This is a genomic window from Rhizobium sp. No.120, assembly GCF_054558365.1.
Map to the genome: position 1 here is coordinate 878266 of NZ_BAAJNQ010000001.1, position 23997 is coordinate 902262.

Consider the following 23997-nt stretch of genomic DNA (forward strand, 5'->3'; position numbering starts at 1 on the left):
GAACGTGATCGCCTTCTCAGGCCACGACCTTCCTGCGCGGTGCGATGGTCATTGCCATAACACCTCCCACGATACAGACAAGGCCGATGGCTGCCGTCGAGGAGAGAGGCTCACCGAGGAAGGCGACACCGATGCCGACGCCGATCGGGACGCGAAGATAGGCCTGCGCTGTCGTGCCGACCGAGCCCAAGGTCTGGATAAGCCGGAAATAGATGCTGAAGGCAAGCGCAGTGGAGACGACCGATAGGGCGAGCAGTGCCAGGATCGAGGCTGTCGACGGCGCAATCTGCCAGGGATGTTCGACAATCAGGCTCGCCGGGATCAGGAGAGCGGCACCGCAAAGCAGCGAGCCGGCTGCCGGCATCATCGATCCAGCCCTTTGAAATTTCGGCCGAACAGGGCGGCACATGCATAGCAGATGGATGCGGCGACAACGGAAAGTTGCGGCAATAATTGGCGGCCCATGCCATGCAGCGCGTCGAGGCCTATGATCAGGCAGATGCCCGCCATGCCGGCAATCACGCCGAAAAGCTTGCGTCCCGTCAACGGCTCGGTGCGCAGCAGGAAAGCGGCAATCAGGAAGGTGAAAATCGGTGTCGTGGAATTCAATATGGTCGCAAGACCGGCATCGACGGTCTGCTCTGCCCAGGCAATCAGCGTGAAGGGAATGGCGCTATTAAGGCAGGACTGAATGAGGAAGCGCTTCCATGTGGCGGCGTCTCTCGGCAGGCTCAGTCCGCGCCAGCGGATAATCGCAAGCAGGACAAGGCCGGCGATCAAGGTGCGGGCTGCAATTAGCGTGATTGGCGGAATGGTTGCGACGCCGATGCGGATAAAGGTGTAGGCGGCACCCCAGCAGGTGGCGAGGGCGAGGAGAAGCAGCAGTTCGGTCGTCAGGTTCGGCCTTGCCGGCGTCATGGATGTTCACTCTTATAAGGTTTGGACATGCCATCTTTTAGAGTGAAGAGACTGGCGAATGCTTCGCTCCCAACCGAACTATCGCGTTCGGTTCATCAGTCGCGCAGCCGAAGCTCGTCGGTTTGCATTTGCATTGAGCCGAGGGTTTCGAGAAAGCTCATCCCGAGCAGGCTTTGATCGAGCCTGCCCGCTTCTGCCACACTTGCTTGGACATCCCTGCGCTTGATCGGGCCGATTGCCACCGAGCCGAGTTCCACGGGAGCTGCTCTGGCGCGTCCATTGGCGGTCAGTACCGTCTGCGAATAGGTGAGGTTTTCCGGAAGGATGCCGACGCGCTCGGCGTCTTCCTGCGACAGGGCGATGGTGCTGGCGCCGGTATCGATCAGCATGTCGATCGGCTGGCCGTTGATCATGACTTCCGCTTCGAAATGCCCGTTGGAGCGCTTGTGAAGGATGACTTCCTGACCGCCTTCGCTCGTTGTGACGACGACAGCGTGGCCGGGCATCAGGCCGGCAAAGAGGCGGTTGCCAACCTGTTCGGCATCGCGGCGATAGATATATGCGGTCGCGAGAGCCATGATGATGACGAACCAGATCAGCAGGTTGCGGATCGATTGGCTGACTGTCTGCCGGCTCGCCCATACGGCGGCGCTCATCATCAGAGCGATCGGCAGGAGATAGACGACACGCGCGAAATCGTCGTTGCGCATGCCGAAGGTGGAACCCGTGTTGTTATTGAAAATGAGCAGTGCGAGGCCGATGCCGAGAATGGCGAGAACGATGTTCAGGCGGTTCATACGGCGCTACGCTCCCGTGCCATCCTTTGGCGGCGAGTTTCCCGGCGCGGCTTGCGCTCGACCTTCGTCAAGCGCTCCGGAAGCATTTCCATGATCTGACGGCGTTCGTCCTCGCTATAGCTCATCCACGCGCCGATCTCGGCCGATGTGCGGCCGCATCCGAAGCAATAGCCGGTATTTTGGTCGATGGAGCAGACGAGTATGCAAGGTGTCAGCATGGAATCATATATCGATGCTTCAAACGCACATGGCAAGGGTACAGAGGGACGCGATCTCGCAAATCTGCTGTGTCGCGCCGATCGTATCGCCCGTATGGCCCGCCAATTTTTGGCGGACATATCTTGTAGCAAGAAATGTCGCGATGCTCGTCGTGAGTAGGCAGCCAACCAGCGCCGGAACGCCGATTGCAGGAGCGACGAGCACTATCGCAAGGCCCAGTGTCGCAAGCAGCGCCAACTGCATGGCATCGCCATCCGGTTTGCCTGCTGATGCCGCGACCCCCTCCGATTTGGCCGGAGGCAGGGCGTACCAATGCCAGACCATGGCACCGCGGCTCAAGGCGGCCGCGGCGAGAATTGCGACGGCGGCGTCCTCAGGTGGCAGGTGCCGAGCGATGGCGGCAAGTGCCGCTGCTCGCAATCCGAACGACAGTATCAACGCCGCTGCCCCATATGTGCCGATGCGGCTGTCCTTCATGATTTCGAGCGCGCGCTCGCGGTTCTTGCCGCCGCCCAATCCATCCGCTGTGTCGCTAAGCCCGTCTTCATGGAGGGCGCCGGTCAGGGTCGTCTGCACCGCAAGCGACAGTAATGCGGCCATCAAAGGATCGGCGTTGAGCGCCAGCAAAACGCTGAATGTCAGTGCCGAGGGCAGGGCGACCAGTAGGCCGGCGACAGGAAAAGCGCGTGAAACACGCGAGAGCTTGCCGTCATCGCCTTCGAAGAAGGACGACGGCACGGGAACGCGGCTCAAGAAAGCGATGGAGCGCGCGATGTCACGCATATATTCCCGCATTTCTTCCTCTCCCCGCCATACGCGCGACAGCATCGGGCGCTTTTGGAGTTGTTCACGCCGATTCCCAGGACTAATAGAGTCGCACGCAAAGAACCCGATTTGAGACCAAAAGACAAGGAACGCATTCATGAGCGTCAGCGGCCTCCCATTCGACGATTTCCGCGCATTGTTGCGCGACCTTCCAGGCCCGGATGCCCGGGCGCTCGTGGCGGCGCGCGAACGTGATGCACAGCTCACCAAGCCGCCGGGCGCACTTGGAAGGCTGGAGGAGATCGCTTTCTGGCTGGCGGCTTGGACCGGTCGTCCGCCCGCCGTAACCCGGCCGCTTGTGGCGATCTTTGCCGGCAATCACGGTGTCACTAAGCAGGGAATTACGCCATTTCCGCCTTCCGTGACCCAGCAGATGGTGGAAAATTTCGCAGCCGGCGGTGCAGCCATCAACCAGATCTGTGTCGCCTATGACCTCGGCCTCAAGGTCTTCGACCTCGCGCTCGAGTTTCCGACCGGCGACATCACCGAAGAGCCGGCGTTAAGCGAGCGCGACTGCGCAGCCACCATGGCCTTCGGCATGGAGGCGATTGCCGGCGGTACCGACCTGCTCTGCATCGGCGAAATGGGCATCGGCAATACCACGATCGCCGCGGCCATTCATTACGCGCTCTATGGCGGCAAAGCCGAAGACTGGGTTGGCCCAGGCACCGGCTCGGAAGGTGAGATGCTGAAGCGCAAGATCGCTGCCGTCGAGAAGGCGGTGGCGCTGCATCGCGATCATCTCAACGATCCGCTGGAAATCCTGCGTCGGCTCGGCGGCCGTGAGATCGCGGCGATGGCCGGCGCCATTCTCGCCGCACGCATGGAACGTATCCCGGTTATCATCGACGGTTATGTCGCGACGGCTGCCGCTTCCATTCTCAAGGCCGCCAATCCCTCTGCGCTCGACCATTGCCTGATCGGGCACGTCTCGGCCGAGCCGGGTCATCTCCGCTCCATCGAGAAGCTTGGAAAGACACCGCTTCTGGCGCTCGGTATGCGGCTTGGCGAAGGCACCGGGGCCGCATTGGCGGCCGGCATCGTCAAGGCCGCAGCCGCCTGCCATTCGGGCATGGCGACTTTCGAAAGCGCCGGTGTTACGAACAAGCACTGAAAAATGGGCGGCAAGACGTTGAAAGGAACGTTTCGCCGCTCAATTTCCTGTAGACGATCGATTTTTCGTCATAAAACTGCAATGAATTCTGAGGCGGCGAGGACGTGTCGCCTTGCTTCGCCCACGGTGAGGCGGTATTCGCAAGGCATCCAGATGCAACCGGGACAATACGGGCGGAGCGCGAATGGCTGAGTTTTCAAAATCAGCGGTCAATAAAGAGACCGGGATTCGGCATTTTTTCGCCGCTGCAGGCTACTCTTGGGGCGGATTTCAGCGGCTGCTGCAGGAATCGGCCTTTCGCCAGGAACTCCTTTTTGCCGGTGTGGGACTGATCCTGTTGATTGCGGTCGGTGCGACCATCGGCGAGATCGTCATCGCCATGGTGCTGTTCCTCGCTGTCTTCGCAGTTGAGGCCATGAATACGGCGGTGGAAGAGGTGATCGACCGGATCTCGCCGGAGATTTCGAATGTCGGCAAGCATGCCAAGGATCTCGGCTCGTTTGCCGTGCTCTGCATGCTGGTCGCGTCCGGTATCTACCTTCTTTATGTCATGGGCAGCCATCTGCTGTTCCGCTAACGAACGGCATCCGAGCTTCGTTTACGCGAAGCTCTTCTTGCGCCGTTCGGCGAGCGGCGCGTCCTCGACCGCCGGCAGGCTTTGCAGCACGCGCTTGGGCGGCAGGATGGCGATGACCTCTGTGCCTTCCCGCAGCTTGGACTTAAGCATGAACTGACCGTCATGCTTGGCAAGAATGGCTTGTACGATCGGCAGACCAAGGCCCGTGCCCTGTTCGGCGCTCTTGATGGCGATGGAGCCCTGGCCGAAGGCGGACAGCACAATCGGGATTTCCTCCTCGGGAATGCCCGGGCCGTTGTCCTTGATAGCCACATATTCGCCGCCGCCGGCGGTCCAGCCGACCTTGACGCTGATCTCGCCGCCTTGTGGCGTGAATTTCACCGCATTCGACAGGAGATTGAGGATCACCTGGCGCATCGATTTCTCATCGGCCCAGACGGAAGGCAGCTGCGCTTCGAATTGCGATGAAATTGAAATGTTCTTGGCGCGGGCGCGCAACTGCACCATGCCGATGCAATCCTCGGCAATATCGAGAAGGGAAATCGCTTCCTCGTTCAGTTCATATTTGCCGGCCTCGATGCGCGAGAGGTCGAGGATTTCGTTGATCAGGTTGAGCAGGTGCTGGCCGGATCGATGAATATCACTGGTGTATTCGCGATAGGTCGGATTGTTGAGCGGTCCCATGACCTCCGCCGACATGACCTCGGAAAAGCCGAGGATCGCATTCAGCGGCGTTCTAAGCTCATGCGACATGGAAGCGAGAAAGCGCGATTTGGCGAGATTTGCTTCTTCGGCACGCCGGCGTGCCTCGTCAGACATCGATTTGGCGACTTCGAGCTCCGCGATCAGATCATCCTTCTCCGATTGGAAAGATAGGATCTTCAGGTTCGACTGATACATGCGGGTGGTGATGAAGCTGAAGAATATCACGGCAACGGAAATGGCTGCGGTGAGCGCGATATCGGAAGGTCTTCGCGTCAGGATAGCGGCCACGGCCAGCGCGACGGTCGCGGGTGCAAAGGAAAAGGGAACGGCCCGTGGCAGCATGAAGCTGGACATGGCCGTAATGCAGATTGCCGCAAGCAGCGTCGTCCCTTTGTAAAAGGCAAAACTGTCGCCGCCGCAGGTCGCACAATTTTGCATCGCAAAGAGCGCCCAACAGAAGCCGACGAGCAATTGCCCCAGTAAGAGCAGCTGTCGCCATTTTCTGGCGCTTTCGGCCGACATTTCCTGCTTCTTGGCGCGTCGTCCGATCAGCATGTTGATGGCATGCGCCGTCAGGATCGGAATGGTCCAGAAGAGAATGCCGGCATCATGCGTCAGGTAGACGCCGAGAACGGCAACGACGATGACGAAGACTGGCACCACGGCGGCACTCTGCCGTAAGGTGTCGACATGCATCATCATCAGTTCGCGGTCGAAATTGCGGCTGTGGCCGCTTTGCAGGCGCTCGCGCGTTTGCCGCACGGCCTTCGACACAGCCCGGTTACGGTGACTGCGCGATCGGTCGACAATGTTTTTATCTGTCGATGTGCTGACGCCGGTGCTCATGGTTACATTGAAACTTGGCCTGTCTGAGGCTACACACTAGCCTTCAAATCTTAAGAAGATGCTGCGCCGAAATGATTTGTTTGCCATCTTCGCCAAGGATTTGTTCTTAAAGGAGGCAACAACGTGATGCAGTCGCGCCGCCTGTTTCGTGACGGCGTGGTGACTTTTGCGCTGCTTGCCATTCTTGCATTATTCGCGTTGAATATGAACAATCGACCGGAAATCACTCAAAACGGCAACTTTTATGTCATCGACGGCGATACGCTTTCCGCCAACGGTGAGCGCCTGAGGCTGAAAGGTATCGATGCTCCCGAATATCGGCAGCGCTGCCAACGCAATGGCGCGGATTGGGCCTGCGGCGAAGAAGCACGCAAGGCGCTTGCCACAATGATTAAAACCGGAGCGCCCGAATGCCGGGGGCAGGCGAGGGATCGCTATGGTCGCCTGCTGGTGACATGTGTCACCGGCGATCTCGATATCAACGCCGCGATGGTGCGCAACGGCATGGCGGTTTCCTACGGTGCCTATGCGAGCGAGGAGCGCATCGCCCGGCAGGCGAAAGCCGGGCTTTGGGCCAGTGATTTCGAGAAGCCTGGCGACTATCGGCGCGAGGAGCATGTGGCCGATGGCAATGACAGCGATCCAATTGCCGGATTGTTCGGCTATTTGCGCCAGCTTGTCGGATGGAGCGCCCCATGAAGCAGGAGAGCGAATTGCACATCCTGCGTTCAGCGATTGCGGCCTGTCGTCTCTGTCGGGACGCACCGGCTAAGGGCGAGGCTGATCGCCTGCCGCATGAGCCGCGTCCGGTTGCGACGCTGTCGTCGACTGCGCGGATACTCATCGCAGGTCAGGCGCCGGGATTGCGCGTTCACGAGAGCGGTCTGCCCTTCAACGATGCCTCGGGTGATCGTTTGCGTCAGTGGCTCGCCGTAGATCGCGAGAGTTTCTACAATCCGGACCATTTCGCCATCATGGGCATGGGTTTTTGCTTTCCGGGTTATGACAAGGCTGGAAGCGATCTGCCGCCGCGCAAGGAATGCGCGCCTTTGTGGCGGCAGCGTGCGATGGATGCGATGCCGAAGATCGAATTGATCCTGACGATCGGTCAATATGCGCAGGCTTGGCATCTTGGAGCGGAGCGCATGGGTTCGATGACCGAGACGGTCGCGCAGTGGCGGCGCTATCTTTTAACCAACCGGTCGCCGTCGATCCTGCCATTGCCGCATCCGAGCTGGCGTAACAGCGGCTGGCTGAAACGTAACCCCTGGTTCGAAGCCGAGTTGCTTCCCATTTTGCAACAACGTGTGAAAAGCCTTCTTCCTTGAGAAAAAGTTTCTTTTCTATCGCTAAAAATAAGCTATAGAGAGAATATAATTCGAAGGGATGCTTTAAATGGACCGTCTTGACCGCAAAATCCTGCGCCTGCTGCAGGAGGATTCCACTCTGGCCGTAGCCGATCTCGCTAAGAAGGTCGGTCTCTCGACGACGCCCTGCTGGCGCCGTATCCAGAAGATGGAAGAGGATGGCGTCATTCGCCGCCGCGTGGCCTTGCTCGATCCCGAGAAGGTCAACACGAAGGTCACGGTTTTCGTGTCCATTCGCACCAACAGCCACTCCATCGAATGGCTGAAGCGCTTTTCAGAAGTGATCGCCGATTTCCCGGAGGTGGTCGAATTCTATCGCATGAGCGGCGATGTCGACTATCTGCTGCGCGTTGTCGTCCCGGATATCGCCGCCTATGACGCTTTCTATAAGCGCATGATCGCCAAGATCGAAATCCGCGACGTCTCCTCCGCTTTCGCGATGGAGCAGATCAAGTATTCGACGGAACTGCCACTCGATTACATGCTGCTGGAAAATGCCAAGTCCAACGAGGATTGAAAAAGACTGAGCGCCGCTTTCACGAGGCGCTCAGCAGAAGCCGCTGATTTCGCGGTGGCTCTTTATTTGTTGTCCAGGCGCGCAAGCAGCGAGGAGGTATCCCAGCGATTGCCTCCCATCGCCTGGACGTCGCCGTAGAATTGGTCGACGAGGGCCGTGAGCGGCAGCTTGGCCTGATTGCGGCGTGCTTCCTCGAGCACGATGCCCAGATCCTTGCGCATCCAGTCTACTGCGAAACCGAAATCATATTTGCCCGCATTCATGGTCTTGTGGCGGTTCTCCATCTGCCAGGAGCCGGCGGCGCCCTTCGAAATGACCTCCACCACCTTTTCGATATCGAGGCCGGCCTGCTTGCCGAAATGAATGCCTTCGGCCAGGCCCTGAACGATACCGGCAATGCAGATCTGGTTGATCATCTTGGTCAGCTGTCCCGCGCCGACAGGCCCCATCAGGCCGACCATGCGCGCATAGGCGTCGATGACGGGGCGAGCCTTTTCGAACACGGCTTCATCGCCACCGCACATGACGGTCAGCACGCCGTTTTCCGCGCCTGCCTGTCCACCGGAAACCGGGGCGTCGATGAAATCGACACCTTTTTCCTTGGCGGCTGCGTGGAGCTCGCGAGCGACTTCGGCGCTTGCGGTGGTGTTGTCGATGAGAATCGAACCGGCCTTCATGGCTGAAAGGACGCCGTTTTCGCCTGTCGTCACCGAGCGCAGGTCGTCGTCGTTGCCGACGCAGGTGAAGACGAAATCGGCACCTTCAGCGGCCTGGGCTGGGGTAGGGGCGAATTTCCCGTCATATTGCTTGGCCCATGCCTCTGCCTTGGCAGTGGTGCGGTTGTAGACAGTGACGTCATGCCCGCCTTTGACTTTCAAATGCCCTGCCATGGGATAGCCCATGACGCCCATGCCGATGAACGAGACCTTTGCCATTTCATAACTCCCTGGCCGAATTTGTCTCGAAGGCTTAGCCGAAAGGCCGGAGAGACGAAAGACCGATTTGTCGGCCAACTTGTCACCATGGCATGTGATTTGAAATCTGATTTCCGTTTTGTCCATTTATTGGAATGGAATTTCGCTGTAGTCGCGAATCTTCATAAATTCCTTTGTCGATATAATCTATGGATTTGCGATCTTAGGCCATCGACAACGAGCCAATGGCCGCGGAAGCGCCGAGGCCTTATGAAAAGGGATCTTCGATGATTTCGCGCAGACAGACACTCGGCCTTCTCGGTGCGACGGCGGCAGCTTTCGCTTTACCTTCCGTTCGACAGTCACGTGCCGCCGCGGCGACGACGCTTCGGATCGGCTGGCAGAAGAACAGCGTATTGGCATTGGCAAAGCGTCAAGGAGCATTGGAAAAGCGGCTTTCCGATCGCGGCATATCCGTGGAATGGTCGGAATTCACGTCCGGTCCGCCGTTGCTTGAAGCTCTCGGCGCCGGTGCACTCGATTTCGGTGCTACGGGCGATGTGCCGCCGTTGTTTGCGCAGGCTGCCAATGGCAATCTGCTCTATGTCGGCATTTACACCGGCAGCCCCGAAAGCTCCGCCATTCTCGTGCGCAAGGATTCGCCGATCCAGACGCTTGCCGATCTCAAAGGAAAGAAGCTTGCCTTCAAGCGCGGCTCCAGCGCCCACAACGTCGCCGTTAAGGCGCTTCGCAAAGGTGGGCTTGGTATCAACGATGTCCAGCCGCTCGATCTCGCGCCGCCGGATGCGTCTGCTGCGTTCAAGACGGGCGCGATCGACGCCTGGTCGATCTGGGATCCCTATCTCGCCATTGCAGAGGCCGATCCGGATACGCGCATCCTGGCGACTGCGCGGGGCATCGTCGATTCCTTCAGCTATTTCCTGGCGAACGGCGATTTCACCAAGAATAATCCGCAGGTGATTATCGACGTCATCGACGAACTGGCCAAGGTGGGGGCGGCGGCGCAATCGGATTTGGACAGCACCGTTAAGGCTATGTCCGAAATCACGGGCGTACCAGCCGAGGTGACGCGGGTGGTGCTGACGCGTCCGGGTGCGAATCTTGGCGGCGTCTCGACCATTACGGATGCGGCGATCGCCTATCAGCAGGGACTGGCTGACGAGTTCTATAATCTTGGCATTGTTCCGAAGAAGCTGAACGTTACGGACATCGTCTGGCGGCCGAAGGCGAGCTGAGGCTGACCAGATCCGCAGATATCGCCCGCGCCCGAAACACTACGGGCGTGGGCTTTATCAGGAAAAATATTTCGCCAGATACAGGCGATTAGAAAATCCATATTGTCGATATAATCCCTGGTCTATGCCACTATCCGGATCGAACATCGGGAGGTGGCTCCCGACCACGCGCATCCAGAAAGCAGGAAAGCTTCATGACCGCGACCGCAAAACCCATCGATTTCCTCTGGTTCATTCCGACCTCCGGTGACGGCACCTATCTCGGCACAACCGATCTCAATCGCGGGCCGGAGATCGGCTATCTTCAGCAGATCGCGCAGGCGGTCGACCGGCTGGGCTATACGGGCGTGCTTTTGCCGACTGGTGTTTCCTGCGAAGAGTCTTTCGTCACCGCTGCAGCGCTCTCGGCGCATACGCAGAAGCTTAAGTTCCTCGTCGCGATCCGCCCGGGTACGGCGTCACCGGCTTACTATGCGCGCCTTGCCTCGACGCTCGATCGTGTCTCGAATGGCCGCGTGCTGCTGAACATCGTCGTTGGCGGCAGCCCGGCCGAGCTCGCCGGTGATGGTATTCACCTCGAGCATGACGAACGCTATGCCCATGCTGATGAATTCTTCCACGTATGGGAAGAGCTTCTGGAGACGGGATCGTCCACTTTCGAGGGCAAGTATATCAAGGCCACCAATGCAAGGCTCGGGTTGCCGCCGGTGCAGGCGCCGCGCCCGCCGCTCTATTTCGGTGGTTCTTCCGATGCCGGCATCGAATTTTCGGTCGGTCGCGTCGACAAGTATCTGACGTGGGGCGAGCCGCCGGCGCAGGTCGCCGAGAAAATTGCAAAGGTGCGGGCGGCCGCTGCCAAGCGGGGACGTGAAGTCAGCTTCGGCATCCGTCTGCATTTCATCGTTCGCGAGACGGACGAAGAAGCATGGGCAGCGGCTGACAAGCTGATTTCCAAGCTCGACGACGAGACGATCCGCGAAGCGCAGGAGCAATTCGTCAACCAGTCCGATTCCGTCGGGCAGAAGCGCATGGCGGCGCTGCATGGCGGCCGCCGCGACAAGCTTGAGGTGTCGCCCAACCTCTGGGCCGGCGTCGGTCTGGTGCGTGCTGGCGCCGGTACGGCGCTTGTCGGCTCACCGAAGACTGTTGCCGCGAGGCTGCGGGAGTATCAGGAGCTCGGTATCGAAACCGTGATCGGCTCGGGCTATCCGCATCTGGAGGAAGCCTATCGTGTTGCAGAGCTTCTCTTCCCCGAGCTGGGGTTGAAGCGTGACGAGCAACGTGCCGGGTTCCGCAACGAATTCGGCGCCAAGCAGATTTTCGCCGGCGGCAGCCATGGCGGCAATCTGAAGGTCGTTTCCGGCTCGTAACGCCAGCTCAAAAGGGAGATCCCCATGTCGGCATTCGACACGTCCTTCGTCCGCGTGGCCTCGGAGCGGCGCACGCGCCAGGCAAGGGTCGCGCGGCAAGGCATCTCGTTCCAGAGATTTCTGCCGTTCCTGCTGCCGGTGGTCGTCATCGCGGCATGGCAGCTAGGCTCGTCGCTTGGATGGATCTCCACCCGTATTATGCCGTCGCCGGCGGCAGTCGTGGTCGCCTTCTGGCAGACCACGATTTCCGGGCAGCTGCCGAACAATATCCTTGTCAGCGCCGGCCGCGCCTTTGCCGGCCTGCTTGTCGGCGGTTCGATCGGCTTCCTCCTTGGTATCGCCAATGGCGTCTCGCGGCTGTCTGAACAGCTGACGGATACGACACTTCAGATGCTGCGCACCATCCCGCATCTCGCCATGGTGCCTCTCGTCATCCTCTGGTTCGGGATCGGCGAGGAATCGAAGCTTTTCCTGACGGCGCTCGGCGTGCTCTTCCCGATCTATCTCAACACCTATCACGGCGTGCGCAATGTCGACCGCGGATTGATCGAAATGGGACGGGTCTATGGCATGAGCAACTGGACGCTGTTTCGGAAGGTCATTTTCCCCGGCGCCCTTCCGTCCATCCTGGTTGGCTTGCGCTTTGCCCTCGGCATCATGTGGCTGACGCTAATCGTTGCCGAATCGATCGCGGCATCGTCGGGCATCGGCTACATGGCCAACAATGCCCGCGAGTTCGGCATGACCGATGTCGTGGTCCTGACGCTGGTCATCTACGCCATCCTCGGCAAGCTCGCCGATGTCGTCGCACGGGCAATCGAGCGCAGGGCCTTGCGCTGGAACCCGGCCTATCAGAATTGAGGAGCTTCCCATGAGCGTCAACACACTCGATCGCCCACGGGCGGAAGCCAAAAATGTCGCCTCCCAGGCTACGGGCGCCGCAGCCATCCATATCAAAGGTCTGGAGAAGAGCTTCGGCAACAACCGCGTTCTGCGCGGCATCGATCTCGATATTCCCGCCGGCCAGTTCGTGGCCGTCATCGGCAAGAGCGGCTGCGGCAAGAGCACGCTGCTGCGCATCCTTATGGGGCTGGAAGAGCCGAGTGCGGGCCATCTGCGCTTTGAGGCAGCCGACCGCAGTGACGCGCAACCGAATACGCGCATCGTCTTTCAGGAGCCGCGTTTGCTGCCTTGGCTTTCTGTCGCCGACAATGTTGCGGTAGGCCTGGGCGAGGGCGTCCTGCAGGATATCTCACGCAAGGAGACGGCCTCCGTTCTTTCTGAGGTGCAACTGGCCGAGAAGGCCGGCGAATGGCCGTCCAGTCTTTCCGGCGGACAGAAGCAGCGCGTGGCGCTGGCCCGGGCGCTTGTCAGCAAGCCCGGTATCCTCGCGCTCGATGAACCGCTCGGTGCGCTGGATGCTTTGACCCGCATCAGCATGCAGGAACTGTTGAACCGCGTCTGGCGCGAGCTCGGCTTTACCGCCGTGCTCGTGACCCACGATGTCAGCGAAGCCGTGCATCTGGCCGATCGCGTCGTGGTGCTGGATGAAGGCAGGATCGTGCTCGATCTTGCCATTCCCTATTCGCATCCGCGTCGCCATGGCAATCCGGCGCTCGCAGAGCTTGAAGGGCAGCTGCTGGCGGCAATCCTCGGTGACGCGCGGGCTTAATTTGACCTGCTATCGTCTCCCTCGACATAGAGCCTCAGGTTATCGAAGCCGATTTCCGTGCCCATGAGGCGCGAGCCGTTGTCGCTGTAGCCGTCGAGGAACACAACCTGCTCGACGAAGGTCATCTTCGTGCCGCCGGGTTCCGGGGCAAAATTTACCGTTGCGAGCGACACGGAAATTCTGATGTCATCGAGCATCATGTCGAAAGCGTAGATGAAGCGCTTGTTCCGGACGACATCAATATAGCGCGCCTGATAGGCGTGGATGACGCCGTCCGTCGAGGCAGTGCGGTTGCTTTCGCTGCCGCCGGTGCGGAAATCGAGCTGGAAATCCAGCTGCTTCCATTCGCCGTGACAGGCAAACCATTGCTGCTTCTGCTCCGGTATTGCCCAGGCGTTGAAGACCTTCGAAAGAGGGGCTTTGAAATGACGTTCTATGGTGATCGTCGTATGGTCTGTCGATCTTATGCTCATTCGTCCGTCGTCTCCGTCGATATGTCAGCGAGAAAGAGGTCGAGCCGGTCGAAGGTCCTATTCCAGGACGCCTTCCGCTCGGCAATCCACCGTTCAACGGCTGCCAGCGCTTCCTTGCGCAGATGATAGGTGCGTACCCGGCCGGTCTTTTCAGATAATACCAGTCCGCTCGTCTCGAGCACCTGCAGATGTTTCATCACGGTCGGCAGCGCCATGTCGAGCGGCTGTGCCAACTCGGTCACGGAAGCAGGACCACGGCCGAGCCTGTCGATCATGCCGCGGCGGCTTTGATCGGACAGGGCCTGAAACATGCGGTCGAGTGCTTGTGTTTCCTCAAGCATCCTGCTTTTCCGGCCGGAACTGCGACGGTAGCTTGTCACTATAAGGGTACATATGGAAATAAGGCATTGCTTCCTGTAGCACGCGGGCGAAAGACGGACGCTCGATAAGGCGCTGATAATATGCTCTCAGCCGACCATGCTCTTTGGCGAAGGGAACGAGCGTTTCAGCGTAGAACAGGGCCGGCGCGGCGGCGCAATCGGCCATGGTCACATTGTCCCCGGTGATCCAGATCTTTCCGTCCAGCTGCTTTTCGATCATGCCGTAAGCGGTGCCCAGCAAGGTCTTGGCGTCAGCAACGCTTTGCGGGCTCCGATTCTCGTCCGTGCGGCGGACATCTGCGACGATCGCTTGCATCGGCTCCTGCACATAGAGATCGAAGAAGCGATCCCAGAGCCGGACGCACAGGGCATCCGAAAGTTCGGTTGGCAACAGCTGCGTTGCGCCGGGATAATGCCGATCGAGATATTCTATGATGATGCTGGTTTCAGGAACAGTGCTGTCGAGGGCTTCGTCGCGAAGCACCGGAAATTTTGCGAGCGGCCAGAGGCGCACCAGCGAGGCGCGCGATTCCGCATTGCCGAGATCAATGATGCGGCTTTCGAAGGGGGTGCCGTTCTCATAAAGCGCCATCAAGACCTTGTGGCAGAACGAGGCGAGGGGATGCTGATAGAGAATAAGGGACATGCGACAACCTTCCGAGATCAATGTCCGAACTGATACTTACCTGAACGGCTAAGTATCAGTTCGCCAGCCGTCGCGCAAGGAAATAGTTATCCAAATGGATAACTATTTTCGGTGTGATGTACTTCGCTTCAATCGGCGAGACGGCGGGCGATGACCAGATGACCCGGCGTCGGCTGGCCATCTTCCATGCGGACATTGATGTCGGTGATTTCGACGAGTTCGAAGCCGGTCGCAGTCAGCCGCTCACGCACATAGGCTTCCGAATGGGCGAAACGCTGGTGAGGGCCGACCATATAGGGACGTCCAGCCATCGCCGCCTCAGGCAGGGTCTCCGAAGAGAAGATGAAGAGGCCGCCCGGCGTCATGTTTTCAGCAGTGCCGAAGAAGAGCGGTTCCAGCGCGCCGAGATAAGGCAGGACATCAGTCGCGGTGATCAGATCGAACGGTTCCTCGTCATTGTCGTCGAGGAAATCCTCGACTTCGGCGACGAAGAGCGTTTCGTAGATATCCTTCTCATGGGCGACTTCGATCATGTTCTCGGAAATGTCGATGCCGGTGATATCCTCAACGATATCGCGCAGCGTGCCGCCGGTAAGGCCCGTGCCGCAGCCGAGGTCGAGCATGCGCTTGAAGGGGCCGAGGCCGAGGGCTTGCAGGCGCTGGCGAACGAGGACCGGAACATGGTAGCAAAGCTGCTCCACCAGCACATCCTCAAAAACCTCGGCATGCTGATCGAAAAGCGTCTGGACATAGGCATCAGGCGCCTTGACCGGCGTCTCGCCGCGTCCCATCGAGGCGATGCGGACGGCGGCGCCCCCATGGTCTTCCGGATCGAGAGCCAGCACCCTCTCATAGGCCTGAACCGCAGCGTCGATATCGCCCGCCTTCTCCAGTTCCAGTGCCCGGTTATAGGCTTCCGCAAGCGCGTCTTCGTCGATCTTCTTCTTTGCCATGAGTGACAGCCCTTCCATTCGTCACGCAGGCATTAAGGCGCTTGATCGGCTTTTGCAATGCTTGCCGTGTCGTCCAATCGGTGCACTGGTGATGCCGAAGACCCGACGCGGGGCTAGTGTAGGATGAATTCTCCCTTTAGCGCTCGCCATTCGGTCGCCGAAATCAGCTTGCGGTGGACGTAGCGCACGGAATGCAGCGGGCCATCCAGCGTTTCCTGCCAGAATTTCAGGAAGCCGCGCATTTCCGGGAAGTTCGGGGCGAGATCGTAATCCTGCCAGATATAGGTCTGCAGGAATTGCGGATGATCGGGCAGTCGGTAGAAGATCTGCGCCGTGGTCAACCCATAACCCTGTAACTGCTTTTGCATGTCGTTGTGCATGAGCTTTCTCTTTCCGTTCCCATTCTTATTCGTGACTCACGGTCACTCAGATATGGAAACAACAGATGGTAAACTCAAGCTTTACAAAAATGTCATGGTGGAAATTTATTCACAGAAATCAATGTGTTAGCAGCGACAGCATAGGAGTGCTGCCAAGGCTGCGCCCAGGTGCAGCCTTGGCGCGATCAGCGCTTGAGGTGCCGTGTCAACCGGCCTTCCATCCATGCCCAGCCGTTTCGCATGAACTCGACGATCACGAGATAGAAGATCGCGGCCCAGAGATAGATCTGGTAGTCATAGGTCCGCGAAAACGCGTATCGCGTCTCGCCCATCAGGTCGAATACCGTGATAATGGAGACGGTTGCCGAACTCTTGATCAGCAGAATGATCTCATTGCCGTAGGGGCGCAGCGCTACGATGAGCGCCTGGGGAATGATAATCTTGCGGAAGGCAATCCAGGTGTGGATACCAAGCGCGCTGGCCGCTTCCCGCTGGCCTTTTGATACGCTCTGAATGGCGCCCCGGACGATTTCCGTCTGATAGGCCGCCGTGTTCAGCGTCATGGCGAAAACGCCGCAATAGAAGGGATCCTTGAAGAACCACCAGAGGCCGATATCCTCGAAGAACCAGCGAAAGCTCGGAAAGCCGTAATAGACCATGAAAATCTGCGCCAGCAGCGGCGTGCCGCGGAAGAGATAGACATAACAATAGGTCAGTGTGCTCAGAAATTTGTTGCTCGACATGCGGGCGAAGGCCAGCGGTATCGAGAGGATCGCGCCGAGGATGAAGGACGTGGCGACCAATTTGACCGTTATGCCCAGGCCACGAAGAAGCCGGGGGCCGTAGGTATCGAGCTTGTCAACGTCCCAGCCGAAGACGATCATCGCCAATAGCGAAATACCGAGAATGGCCCAGAGGGTCAGAAAGAAATAACCGGCGATGCGCGCTTTGGACAGTTTCCTGACCGTCTCCGGCGGTGCCGGTCGCGCTGCGATCAGAACTTCGGCATGGCTCATCGATGCACCTCCGCGCGTTTAGCCCATCGATCAAGATAGAAAAGGCCGACGGACGAGATGACGGCCAGTGTCAGATAAAACAGGCAGGCGATGGAATAGAAGGTGAAGGGCGCCTTGGTGGCACGCACGGCGATCCCCGTCTGTCTGATGATGTCGGCAAGGCCGATGATGGACACGTAAGACGTATCCTTCAGCAGGTTCATCCAGAGATTCCCGAGATTTGGCAAGGAAATGCGTACGAGCTGCGGCACGATGATAAGCCGCATGGTTCGCGCCCGATGAAATCCAAGTGCATCGCCTGCCTCATACTGGCCTTTGGGAATGGCCTTGAAGGCAGAGAGTAGCACTTCCGAACAATAGGCGGAAAAGACGATTGCCAGTGCCACCATACCGGCAGCGAAGGCATTGATTTCGACGGGTCCGTCATAACCGAATTTGGCGAGCACGGACTGTAGGAGGATCTGCATGCCGTAGTAGATGATGAAGAGCGTCAGCAGCTCGGGCAAGCCGCGGAAAATCGTTGTGAAGATGCCCGCAGCAAGGCGCAAAGACTTCTCTTCCGATTGCTGCGCCAGCGCGACGAAGAACCCGATGACGATACCGAGCGGCAGCGTCAGGACGGAGACTGTGATGGTGATCTTCAAGCCACCGGCAAGTTCATCGCCCCATCCCGTGTCGCCACAGGCGAGCATCGTATTTTGGCCGAACAGAGTGAATAGTCCGGCTGGACCACACAACGGGTCAAAAATCGTACTCAACCAGGTCCACAAGGAACCAAGGGCGGAAAACAATCCGCTCATGCTGTATTTCCCCTAGCGGCTTTTGCCGCGTTTCTGCTTATATTCTTCTCGTTGTCAAACAAAAACGGCGGAAGGGCAAGCTTCCGCCGTCGTCTTTTCCCAGGGAATCGACGGGCGATTAGTCGCCGTAGACGTCGAAATCGAAATACTTGTCCTGGATCTTCTTGTAGGTGCCGTCAGCACGGATCGCGGCGATCGCGGCGTTCAGCTTGTCCTTGAGGGCCGTATCGCCCTTGCGGATGGCGATGCCCGCGCCGACGCCGTTGATGACCGGGTCGCTTTTCAGCGTGCCGAGCATCTTGCAGCAGTTGCCAGCATCCGACTTCACCCATTCGGACAGCACGACGACGTCGTCGATGGCTGCATCGATGCGGCCATTGCTGAGGTCGAGCTTATATTCGTCAGCCGATGGATAAAGCTTCAGCTCGGCATCCTTCAGGTGCGCAGAGGCATAGTTTGCGTGCGTCGTGGACGACTGTGCGCCGATCGTCTTGCCCTTCAGGGCCTCATCGGTCGCTTCCTTGAGAGCGGAGTCCTTCGGAACGGCGATTGCCGGCGGCGTATTGTAGATCTTGTTAGTGAAGTCGACGATCTTCTCGCGCTCGGGCGTGATCGACATGGACGAGATGATCGCGTCGAACTTCTTGGCCTGCAGCGCCGGAATGATGCCGTCGAAATCCTGGTTCACGAAGGTGCACTTGACCTTCATGTGATCGCAAAGCGCATTGGTTATATCGATGTCGAAGCCGGTGAACTTGCCGCCGGCGTCAAGCGATTCGAAAGGCGGGTAGGTCGCGTCCGTGCCGAAGACGATCGTGTCGCCGTCGGCAAGCGCCGCGCCGGCGACGAGCGACATTGCGGCGAAGGACGCGGCGGCAAGAAGACGAGTGGAGATGCGCATATTGACCCTCTCTGTTGGTGGCCGGCAGCCCGTTATTGTTTTTGGCAGACGGCTCGAGTGGAGCGGGCCGATGGCCCGCCTTGCGGCGATATTCGTACTTTTTTTTCGGAAAATGCAACTGGAATTACGAAAGCAATCTGCCTTTGCGCAATGCCGCCGGAATGCATGCGCTGGACAGGGAAATCTGAATGAAAGCCATCCACTGCGTTCAGGCAGGGTTAATTACGGCAACCTAATAGTGCGGGAACATATAGCGGCTTGCCGCGATTCAGCCTCATGAGAACCGAAAATCGGCCGGGTTCCTGGGGCAATCGCCTTGCCCGCTGAGATTCGCAATTCGGCGGACAAAGATCATAAGAGGAGACCCCTATGGGAAAGCGATCCAGACTATTTGCCAGCGCCGCGTTTCCGCTGCTTTCGCTATCGCTCGCCTTCGAGCCGGCAGCGGCGGCGGCACTTCGCCAGCAGCCAATCGCGCCACTGAACAACGGACTCGGCGATACGGCGAGTTTCGAAGTGGCACAGCAGGAAGCGCCCGCAGCGCAGCCCGATGAAGAGCAGCTCAAGCACAAGAAGCCTGCCGAAGGCGGAGAGGGTCAGAAGCATCAGGGTGGCGGCGAACAGCAGCACCAGATGAAACAGGCCGAGCCCGAGGGCGAGCCGCAACAGAAGGCGCCAAAGCAGCAACAGCCGGAAGCCCAGCCGCCGAAGGCCGAACATCAGCAGCCCGCGGAGCAGGAGCAGCCGAAGCCGCAGAAGCAGCAGCCGGCCGCAGAAGCCCCGCCCGAGCCGAAGAAGCAGCGCCAGCAACCGGCTGAAGAGCAACCTCAGGCACAGCCCGAAGCCAAACCGCAGCCCAAGGCCGTCGCTCCGCAGGCAGAGCCAGAAGCCCTGCAGCCGAAGCAGAAGGCCCAGCAGCCGGAAGCAAAGCAGCCTGTGGAGCAAGAGCAACCGAAGCCACAAAAGCAGCAGCCGGCCGAAGCACCTCAGCCAAAGATAGAGCAGCAGCCTGCTATGGAAGCCCAGCCGCCGAAGGCCACGCCTGGTGCGAAGGCACAGCAGGCGGCCCCGGCCGAGAAGCAGGCTCCGGCCGCCAGCGAGCAGCCGAATCAGGAGGCCCAGCCTGGAAAGCAGGCGCAGCCGGAACAGAATGCCCATCCCAAGCCGCAAGGTCAGGCCGAGGCTCCAGGAAAGCAGCCCGCCGAGCAGCAGCCGGCACCGGCCGGTGAGCCTGCCCAGGGACATAAGGTACAGTCGGGAACACAGGCTCAGCCCCAGACGCAGGCGCAGCCTGAGGCCCAGCCCGGGACATCGGCGACACCTGGCGCTCAACAGGGGCAGAAGCAGGGTGAGGACAAAACCCACGGCAAGCAGCCGCAGACCCAACAGCAAGGCGAGCAGCCCGCCGTCAAGCCGCAGCAGCCGGCCCAGCAGGGCACGCCGCAGGGACAGCCAGCACAGGCTGGCAATCCGGCGACACCGCAGCCCGGCAAGCAACAGCCGTCTAATGGCGCCGCTGCGCCCGCACAAGGCGGCACAACAGCTCCCGCCGCTAACGGCAATGGCCAGCAGGCTGGTGAAATCCAGGTGCCTCCGGCCGAGCAGGTCTCGCCGCAGGAACTGGAGCGTCGCAAGAAGATTGCGGAAAACCCAGCCTCTGCCAATGGTCCCGTCATCCTGCCGGTCGAAAACGGAAGCGCGGTTCTGGACAGCCAGAAGGATGCGGTTCGTCGAGGCGAGCATCGGAATAACGGACAGAACCCCGCTGCTCCGGGCGCCCAGGGTGGTGGTGGACAGGCGGGTCAGGCTCAGCAGAGCGGACAGGCTCAGACCGCTCCGGCCCAGCAGCCACCGCCGGCTTATACCAAGCCGCCGACCTCTGACGCCGAGGCCCAGCGCGCGGCAGGCGGCGCTCAGCAGCAACCGCCGGTCAAGATGGAAGCCGTAACCAGCGAGCAGGGCCGCCGCATCGATCGCCGGCCGGATTTCGCCCCGCCGCAGGGAACGACGGTACAGACCATCATCAATCAGGACAACCGGACTATCGTGAATGTCGACAACACCTATGTCGTTCGTCACGATGACAGCGAGCGCTTTATCCGGGGTGGCGAGCGGCCGATCTACGAACAGTTGCCGCGCGACCGCTATCGCGAGACGATCGATCAGCCCGATGGCGATCGCGTCGTGACGATCCGCAACCGCTACGGCGACATCATCCAGCGCTCGCGGATTGACTCCAGCGGTCGCGAATATGTGCTGTTCTACTCGCCGGAACTGGAAGATCGTCCAGACAATGACGACTACTTCCGCGATCCGGGCGATAGCTTGCCGCCGATGCGACTGCTCATTCCGCTGAGCCAGTACATCATCGACACGGCATCGAACCGCAATGCCGACTATTACGACTTCCTGCGTGAGCCACCGGTCGAGCCGGTCGAGCGCATCTATTCGGTCAACGAAGTCCGTTATTCGGCTCGTATCCGTGACAAGATCCGCCGCATCGACCTCGACACGATCACCTTCGCAACGGGCAGCGCTGAGATTCCGATGTCGCAGGCGAGCACTCTTCGCGGTGTTGCCGATGGCATGTTGAAGATCATCAAGCGCGATCCGACGGAAACCTTCCTGATCGAGGGCCATACGGATGCGGTGGGTTCGGCCCAGAGCAATCTGATCCTGTCGGACCAGCGTGCGGAATCGGTCGCCAATGTACTGACAGATGTCTACGGCATTCCTGCCGAAAACCTCGTCACTCAAGGTTATGGCGAGCAGTATCTCAAGGTGAATACGCTCGGCCCGTCGCAGGAAAACCGCCGCGTCACCATCCGTCGCATCACGCCGCTGGTGCGTCCGGTCGCATCGAACAGGTAAGGATCAGCTTACAGCTTGACAGCGAGGGCCGCCGGAAAACCGGCGGCCTTTCTATTTCGGCTGGTCGCCGAGGCCCACTTTTGCAGTGATGAAATCAGCGATGGCGACCGTGTCATCGAGGTTGAAAACGGCGAGCGAACCAGCATCTTCGACCGGATGGTCCGCGGCTATGGCGACTATATGGGGATCCTGCGGGGCAAGCGGCTCGCGCTTCGCTGCTTCCCGCCGGCGCGCCTCGATCTTCGGAATGGGTTCGCGCTTGTAACCCTCGATCAAAACAAGGTCGCAGGGCGCGAGACGCGCCAGTATTTCTTCGAAGCTTGGTTCGGGCGCGCCGCGCAATTCGTGCATGATGGCATAGCGTGTACCGGAGACGATGGTGACTTCATGCGCACCCGCCTCGCGATGACGAAAACTGTCGGCGCCGACCTTGTCTATATCGAAGTCATGATGCGCATGCTTGATGGTGGAGATGCGATAGCCGCGCTGTGTGAACTCCGTGACCAGCCGCACGGCAAGCCCCGTCTTGCCGGAGTTCTTCCAGCCGGCGATGCCGAAGATTTTGGGCCGAGATTTCGTCATGCGATATCTTCCAAAGCTGCCAGCCATGTCTCCGCCTCGGCGAGATCGGCTGACCTATTGATGTTGAAGAAGGGGTCGAGGGCGCCGATTGCCGTTTGGATAGCGGGAAACTCCACCCGCCGCACTTTATGCCTGGCGAGGAAATCTCTGACGCGCCGCTTGCCATCCGAGACGATCCATCGCTCCAGATCGTCGGCGGCGGAGACAGGCCAGAGACCGAAAACAGGATGATCCTGACCCAGGGATGCGGCAATGGCAATTTCGTCGGAGCCGTGAATGACGTCGGCAAGGCGCGCGATAAGATCGGCCGGAAAAAAGGGGCTGTCTATGGGGAGGGTGGCGATATGCGAGACTTCAGGGTAACGCGACCGCGCGTCCTGCAGCGCAGCGAGCACACCTGTGAGCGGCCCTAATTTACCGGGAATTCTATCCGGGATAAGCCGCATCCCCATGGCGTCAGGCCAATCGGCATCTGCATTCAGTGCGATCGGTTTGCGTTGCCTCTCAGAGATCTTCGACGCGATGCGAGCCAGCAGGCTTACGCCGGCGAGCAGCGCAAAGGCCTTGTTGGCGCCCATGCGGCTGGAACGGCCGCCCGCAAGCAGAACTACGGGAACATCTTCCGGGTTGGCGATGAAGTCGGACATGATTTCGACCTCAGGCGGGAACGCGAGGTTCTGATTCCTGCGTGACGGGCTCCGCCGCCCGCCGTTTGCTTTCGCGATAGAAAGTATAGATGCCGGAGGCGATGACAATGGCAGCGCCGAAGACGGACCATCCATCCGGCACTTCGCCAAAGGCGATCAGTCCGAGCAGGGCCGACCAGATGAGACTGAGATAGCGGAAAGGCGCGACGAAGGAGATTTCGCCCGTGCGCATGGCCAGGATGACGCTCTGGTAGCCGATCAGCACCAGGACCGAGGCCAGCAGGATCTGCAGGAGCGATGTCGTGCTCGCCGGCTGCCAGCCGCCGAAGGGAACGATGCACAATGCTCCGAATATGGAAATGGAAATTGCGGTGCAGAGCGTGACCATCAGCGACGGCACGTTCTTGTCGATGCAGCGTGTCGCCAGATCGCGGGCGGCAGTCGCAAACATGCAGGCGATGGCAAGGAGGGCCGCCATCGTGAACCCGTCCCGGCCCGGCCTGATGATGATCAGCACGCCGACGAAACCGACGGCAATGGCCGTCCATCGCCTCCATCCTACTGGCTCTTTCAGGAAAATCATCGCACCGAGCGTCACGGCAAGCGGCACTGCCTGCTGGATGGCGGAGGCATTGGCGATGGGCATCATTCCAAGAGCGGTGATGTAGGTTGCTGCCGCCAGGGCTTCACAGGCGATGCGCAGCGCAATCATCGGCTGCAGGATGACGCGCCAGTTGCGCAGAGCGCCCATTCTTCGGGCGAGCAGATAGACGAAAAAACTCGTGAACAGGCCGCGGATGAAGATGATTTCGCCTGCGTTCATAGTGGCGATGACCGTCTTGGACAGCGCATCGCTGCAGGAAAAACCGGCCATGGCAGCGGCCATGAAGAGCGCACCCTGCGTATTCTTAGTCAGTCGCATGAGAGATGAGTCCCCGATATACTCATCTGGATTAGCGCTGTTTTCGGCAAATTGGAATCGGCTGTGCTTCCGCCGAAGTTGAATTCGTTTAAGCGCCAGTCAAATTCGATTGTGCATTGCGGAAGATTTGTCATTCATCGACGTAATTTTTCGCGTTGTGGTCGCGGAATGATACACCGGTTGCAAATTTTTTGTCGCTGCGAAGGCTTTTAAGGCGGGAATTAATGCTTATTCAATCTTATTTCCCGAGGCTCTCAGCGGTTTTGCATGAGGCAGAAGCACTTACCGCAGCGCAGCAGGAATGATGATCCCGCCTCCGCTGGAGATTT

At 59.4% G+C, this 23997-nt stretch carries 26 protein-coding genes and 1 pseudogene; 10 read left to right on the top strand and 17 right to left on the bottom strand.

The window, feature by feature from the left end; all coding sequences use genetic code 11:
• Positions 1-16 precede the first annotated feature (16 nt).
• From ACYJRZ_RS04425 to ACYJRZ_RS04440, 4 genes and pseudogenes are all read right to left on the bottom strand, one after another.
• Positions 17-918 (bottom strand): annotated as a pseudogene (locus ACYJRZ_RS04425) (DMT family transporter).
• Between the two features lie 95 nt (positions 919-1013).
• Positions 1014-1715, bottom strand: coding sequence for a retropepsin-like aspartic protease family protein (locus ACYJRZ_RS04430; protein WP_459456453.1), 702 nt, complete (start codon positions 1713-1715; stop codon positions 1014-1016).
• Positions 1712-1933, bottom strand: a complete 222-nt coding sequence (locus tag ACYJRZ_RS04435) for a DUF1289 domain-containing protein (protein WP_459456455.1) — start codon at positions 1931-1933, stop codon at positions 1712-1714. Before ACYJRZ_RS04435 ends, ACYJRZ_RS04430 begins: the two co-directional genes overlap by 4 nt.
• Positions 1934-1952: 19 nt before the next feature.
• Complete coding sequence (locus ACYJRZ_RS04440) at positions 1953-2729, bottom strand: adenosylcobinamide-GDP ribazoletransferase (protein WP_459456457.1); 777 nt, start codon at positions 2727-2729, stop codon at positions 1953-1955.
• Positions 2730-2856: 127 nt separating this feature from the next.
• Here ACYJRZ_RS04440 and cobT point away from each other — a divergent pair, with 127 nt between their 5' ends.
• Together cobT and ACYJRZ_RS04450 are read left to right on the top strand one after the other, a co-directional pair.
• Entirely contained in the window at positions 2857-3873 is a 1017-nt protein-coding gene (cobT, locus tag ACYJRZ_RS04445) for a nicotinate-nucleotide--dimethylbenzimidazole phosphoribosyltransferase (RefSeq protein WP_112411863.1), read from the top strand.
• Positions 3874-4057: 184 nt separating this feature from the next.
• Positions 4058-4450: a diacylglycerol kinase gene (locus tag ACYJRZ_RS04450; RefSeq protein WP_459456459.1), complete on the top strand. Its 393-nt coding sequence runs from the start codon at positions 4058-4060 to the stop codon at positions 4448-4450.
• A gap of 21 nt (positions 4451-4471) precedes the next feature.
• On the opposite strand, the gene ACYJRZ_RS04455 is transcribed toward ACYJRZ_RS04450, so the two are convergent.
• The gene (locus tag ACYJRZ_RS04455) at positions 4472-6001 is read right to left on the bottom strand and encodes a sensor histidine kinase (protein ID WP_459456461.1); all 1530 of its coding nucleotides are present in this window, start codon (positions 5999-6001) and stop codon (positions 4472-4474) included.
• Between the two features lie 123 nt (positions 6002-6124).
• Here ACYJRZ_RS04455 and ACYJRZ_RS04460 point away from each other — a divergent pair, with 123 nt between their 5' ends.
• The 3 genes from ACYJRZ_RS04460 to ACYJRZ_RS04470 all read left to right on the top strand — a co-directional run bounded on the left by ACYJRZ_RS04460 (position 6125) and on the right by ACYJRZ_RS04470 (position 7885).
• Positions 6125-6700 carry a thermonuclease family protein gene (locus ACYJRZ_RS04460; RefSeq protein WP_459456463.1) on the top strand — a complete coding sequence of 192 codons (576 nt, stop codon included), beginning with the start codon at positions 6125-6127 and terminating at the stop codon, positions 6698-6700.
• Positions 6697-7329, top strand: coding sequence for a uracil-DNA glycosylase family protein (locus ACYJRZ_RS04465; protein WP_459456465.1), 633 nt, complete (start codon positions 6697-6699; stop codon positions 7327-7329). Before ACYJRZ_RS04460 ends, ACYJRZ_RS04465 begins: the two co-directional genes overlap by 4 nt.
• Before the next feature lie 67 nt (positions 7330-7396).
• Positions 7397-7885, top strand: coding sequence for an Lrp/AsnC family transcriptional regulator (locus ACYJRZ_RS04470; RefSeq protein ID WP_069613098.1), 489 nt, complete (start codon positions 7397-7399; stop codon positions 7883-7885).
• 62 nt (positions 7886-7947) lie between these two features.
• On the opposite strand, the gene ACYJRZ_RS04475 is transcribed toward ACYJRZ_RS04470, so the two are convergent.
• Positions 7948-8820, bottom strand: a complete 873-nt coding sequence (locus ACYJRZ_RS04475; RefSeq protein WP_459456468.1) for an NAD(P)-dependent oxidoreductase — start codon at positions 8818-8820, stop codon at positions 7948-7950.
• Positions 8821-9086: 266 nt separating this feature from the next.
• On the opposite strand from ACYJRZ_RS04475, the gene ACYJRZ_RS04480 reads away from it, so the two are divergent.
• The 4 genes from ACYJRZ_RS04480 to ACYJRZ_RS04495 all read left to right on the top strand — a co-directional run bounded on the left by ACYJRZ_RS04480 (position 9087) and on the right by ACYJRZ_RS04495 (position 13097).
• Complete coding sequence (locus ACYJRZ_RS04480; RefSeq protein WP_459456470.1) at positions 9087-10055, top strand: aliphatic sulfonate ABC transporter substrate-binding protein; 969 nt, start codon at positions 9087-9089, stop codon at positions 10053-10055.
• Between the two features lie 194 nt (positions 10056-10249).
• Positions 10250-11425 carry an FMNH2-dependent alkanesulfonate monooxygenase gene (ssuD, locus tag ACYJRZ_RS04485; RefSeq protein WP_459456472.1) on the top strand — a complete coding sequence of 392 codons (1176 nt, stop codon included), beginning with the start codon at positions 10250-10252 and terminating at the stop codon, positions 11423-11425.
• A 24-nt stretch (positions 11426-11449) separates the two neighbouring features.
• On the top strand, positions 11450-12286 hold the full coding sequence (gene ssuC, locus ACYJRZ_RS04490; RefSeq protein WP_152096070.1) for an aliphatic sulfonate ABC transporter permease SsuC: 837 nt from the start codon (positions 11450-11452) through the stop codon (positions 12284-12286).
• A 10-nt stretch (positions 12287-12296) separates the two neighbouring features.
• Positions 12297-13097 (top strand): ATP-binding cassette domain-containing protein, encoded by an 801-nt coding sequence (locus tag ACYJRZ_RS04495; protein WP_459456474.1) that lies wholly within the window; start codon positions 12297-12299, stop codon positions 13095-13097.
• Here the strand turns inward: ACYJRZ_RS04495 and ACYJRZ_RS04500 are convergent.
• From ACYJRZ_RS04500 to ACYJRZ_RS04535, 8 genes are all read right to left on the bottom strand, one after another.
• Entirely contained in the window at positions 13094-13570 is a 477-nt protein-coding gene (locus ACYJRZ_RS04500; RefSeq protein WP_459456476.1) for an SRPBCC family protein, read from the bottom strand. The genes ACYJRZ_RS04495 and ACYJRZ_RS04500 overlap by 4 nt on opposite strands.
• The gene (locus ACYJRZ_RS04505) at positions 13567-13911 is read right to left on the bottom strand and encodes an ArsR/SmtB family transcription factor (RefSeq protein ID WP_459456478.1); all 345 of its coding nucleotides are present in this window, start codon (positions 13909-13911) and stop codon (positions 13567-13569) included. The genes ACYJRZ_RS04500 and ACYJRZ_RS04505 overlap by 4 nt, the downstream gene beginning before the upstream one ends.
• On the bottom strand, positions 13904-14596 hold the full coding sequence (locus tag ACYJRZ_RS04510; protein ID WP_459456480.1) for a glutathione S-transferase family protein: 693 nt from the start codon (positions 14594-14596) through the stop codon (positions 13904-13906). The genes ACYJRZ_RS04505 and ACYJRZ_RS04510 overlap by 8 nt, the downstream gene beginning before the upstream one ends.
• A 128-nt stretch (positions 14597-14724) precedes the next feature.
• Positions 14725-15549 carry a methyltransferase domain-containing protein gene (locus ACYJRZ_RS04515; RefSeq protein WP_459456482.1) on the bottom strand — a complete coding sequence of 275 codons (825 nt, stop codon included), beginning with the start codon at positions 15547-15549 and terminating at the stop codon, positions 14725-14727.
• Positions 15550-15662: 113 nt separating this feature from the next.
• Entirely contained in the window at positions 15663-15929 is a 267-nt protein-coding gene (locus ACYJRZ_RS04520) for an usg protein (RefSeq protein WP_015340141.1), read from the bottom strand.
• Positions 15930-16114: 185 nt separating this feature from the next.
• Positions 16115-16945 (bottom strand): ABC transporter permease, encoded by an 831-nt coding sequence (locus ACYJRZ_RS04525; RefSeq protein ID WP_459456484.1) that lies wholly within the window; start codon positions 16943-16945, stop codon positions 16115-16117.
• Positions 16942-17745: an ABC transporter permease gene (locus tag ACYJRZ_RS04530; RefSeq protein WP_459456486.1), complete on the bottom strand. Its 804-nt coding sequence runs from the start codon at positions 17743-17745 to the stop codon at positions 16942-16944. Before ACYJRZ_RS04530 ends, ACYJRZ_RS04525 begins: the two co-directional genes overlap by 4 nt.
• Before the next feature lie 118 nt (positions 17746-17863).
• Positions 17864-18646, bottom strand: a complete 783-nt coding sequence (locus tag ACYJRZ_RS04535) for a lysine/arginine/ornithine ABC transporter substrate-binding protein (RefSeq protein ID WP_459456488.1) — start codon at positions 18644-18646, stop codon at positions 17864-17866.
• A gap of 369 nt (positions 18647-19015) precedes the next feature.
• Between ACYJRZ_RS04535 and ACYJRZ_RS04540 the strand changes: the two genes are divergently transcribed.
• Positions 19016-21517, top strand: a complete 2502-nt coding sequence (locus tag ACYJRZ_RS04540) for an OmpA family protein (protein ID WP_459456491.1) — start codon at positions 19016-19018, stop codon at positions 21515-21517.
• A 51-nt stretch (positions 21518-21568) separates the two neighbouring features.
• Here ACYJRZ_RS04540 and mobB read toward each other — a convergent pair whose 3' ends face one another.
• From mobB to ACYJRZ_RS04555, 3 genes are read right to left on the bottom strand one after another with little or no spacing between them, the layout of a single operon-like run.
• Entirely contained in the window at positions 21569-22099 is a 531-nt protein-coding gene (mobB, locus tag ACYJRZ_RS04545) for a molybdopterin-guanine dinucleotide biosynthesis protein B (protein ID WP_459456493.1), read from the bottom strand.
• A complete protein-coding gene (gene mobA / locus ACYJRZ_RS04550; protein ID WP_459456495.1) occupies positions 22096-22746 on the bottom strand; it encodes a molybdenum cofactor guanylyltransferase MobA in 651 nt (216 codons plus the stop codon). The genes mobB and mobA overlap by 4 nt, the downstream gene beginning before the upstream one ends.
• Before the next feature lie 10 nt (positions 22747-22756).
• The gene (locus ACYJRZ_RS04555) at positions 22757-23668 is read right to left on the bottom strand and encodes a DMT family transporter (RefSeq protein ID WP_459456497.1); all 912 of its coding nucleotides are present in this window, start codon (positions 23666-23668) and stop codon (positions 22757-22759) included.
• Between the last annotated feature and the right edge of the window lie 329 nt (positions 23669-23997).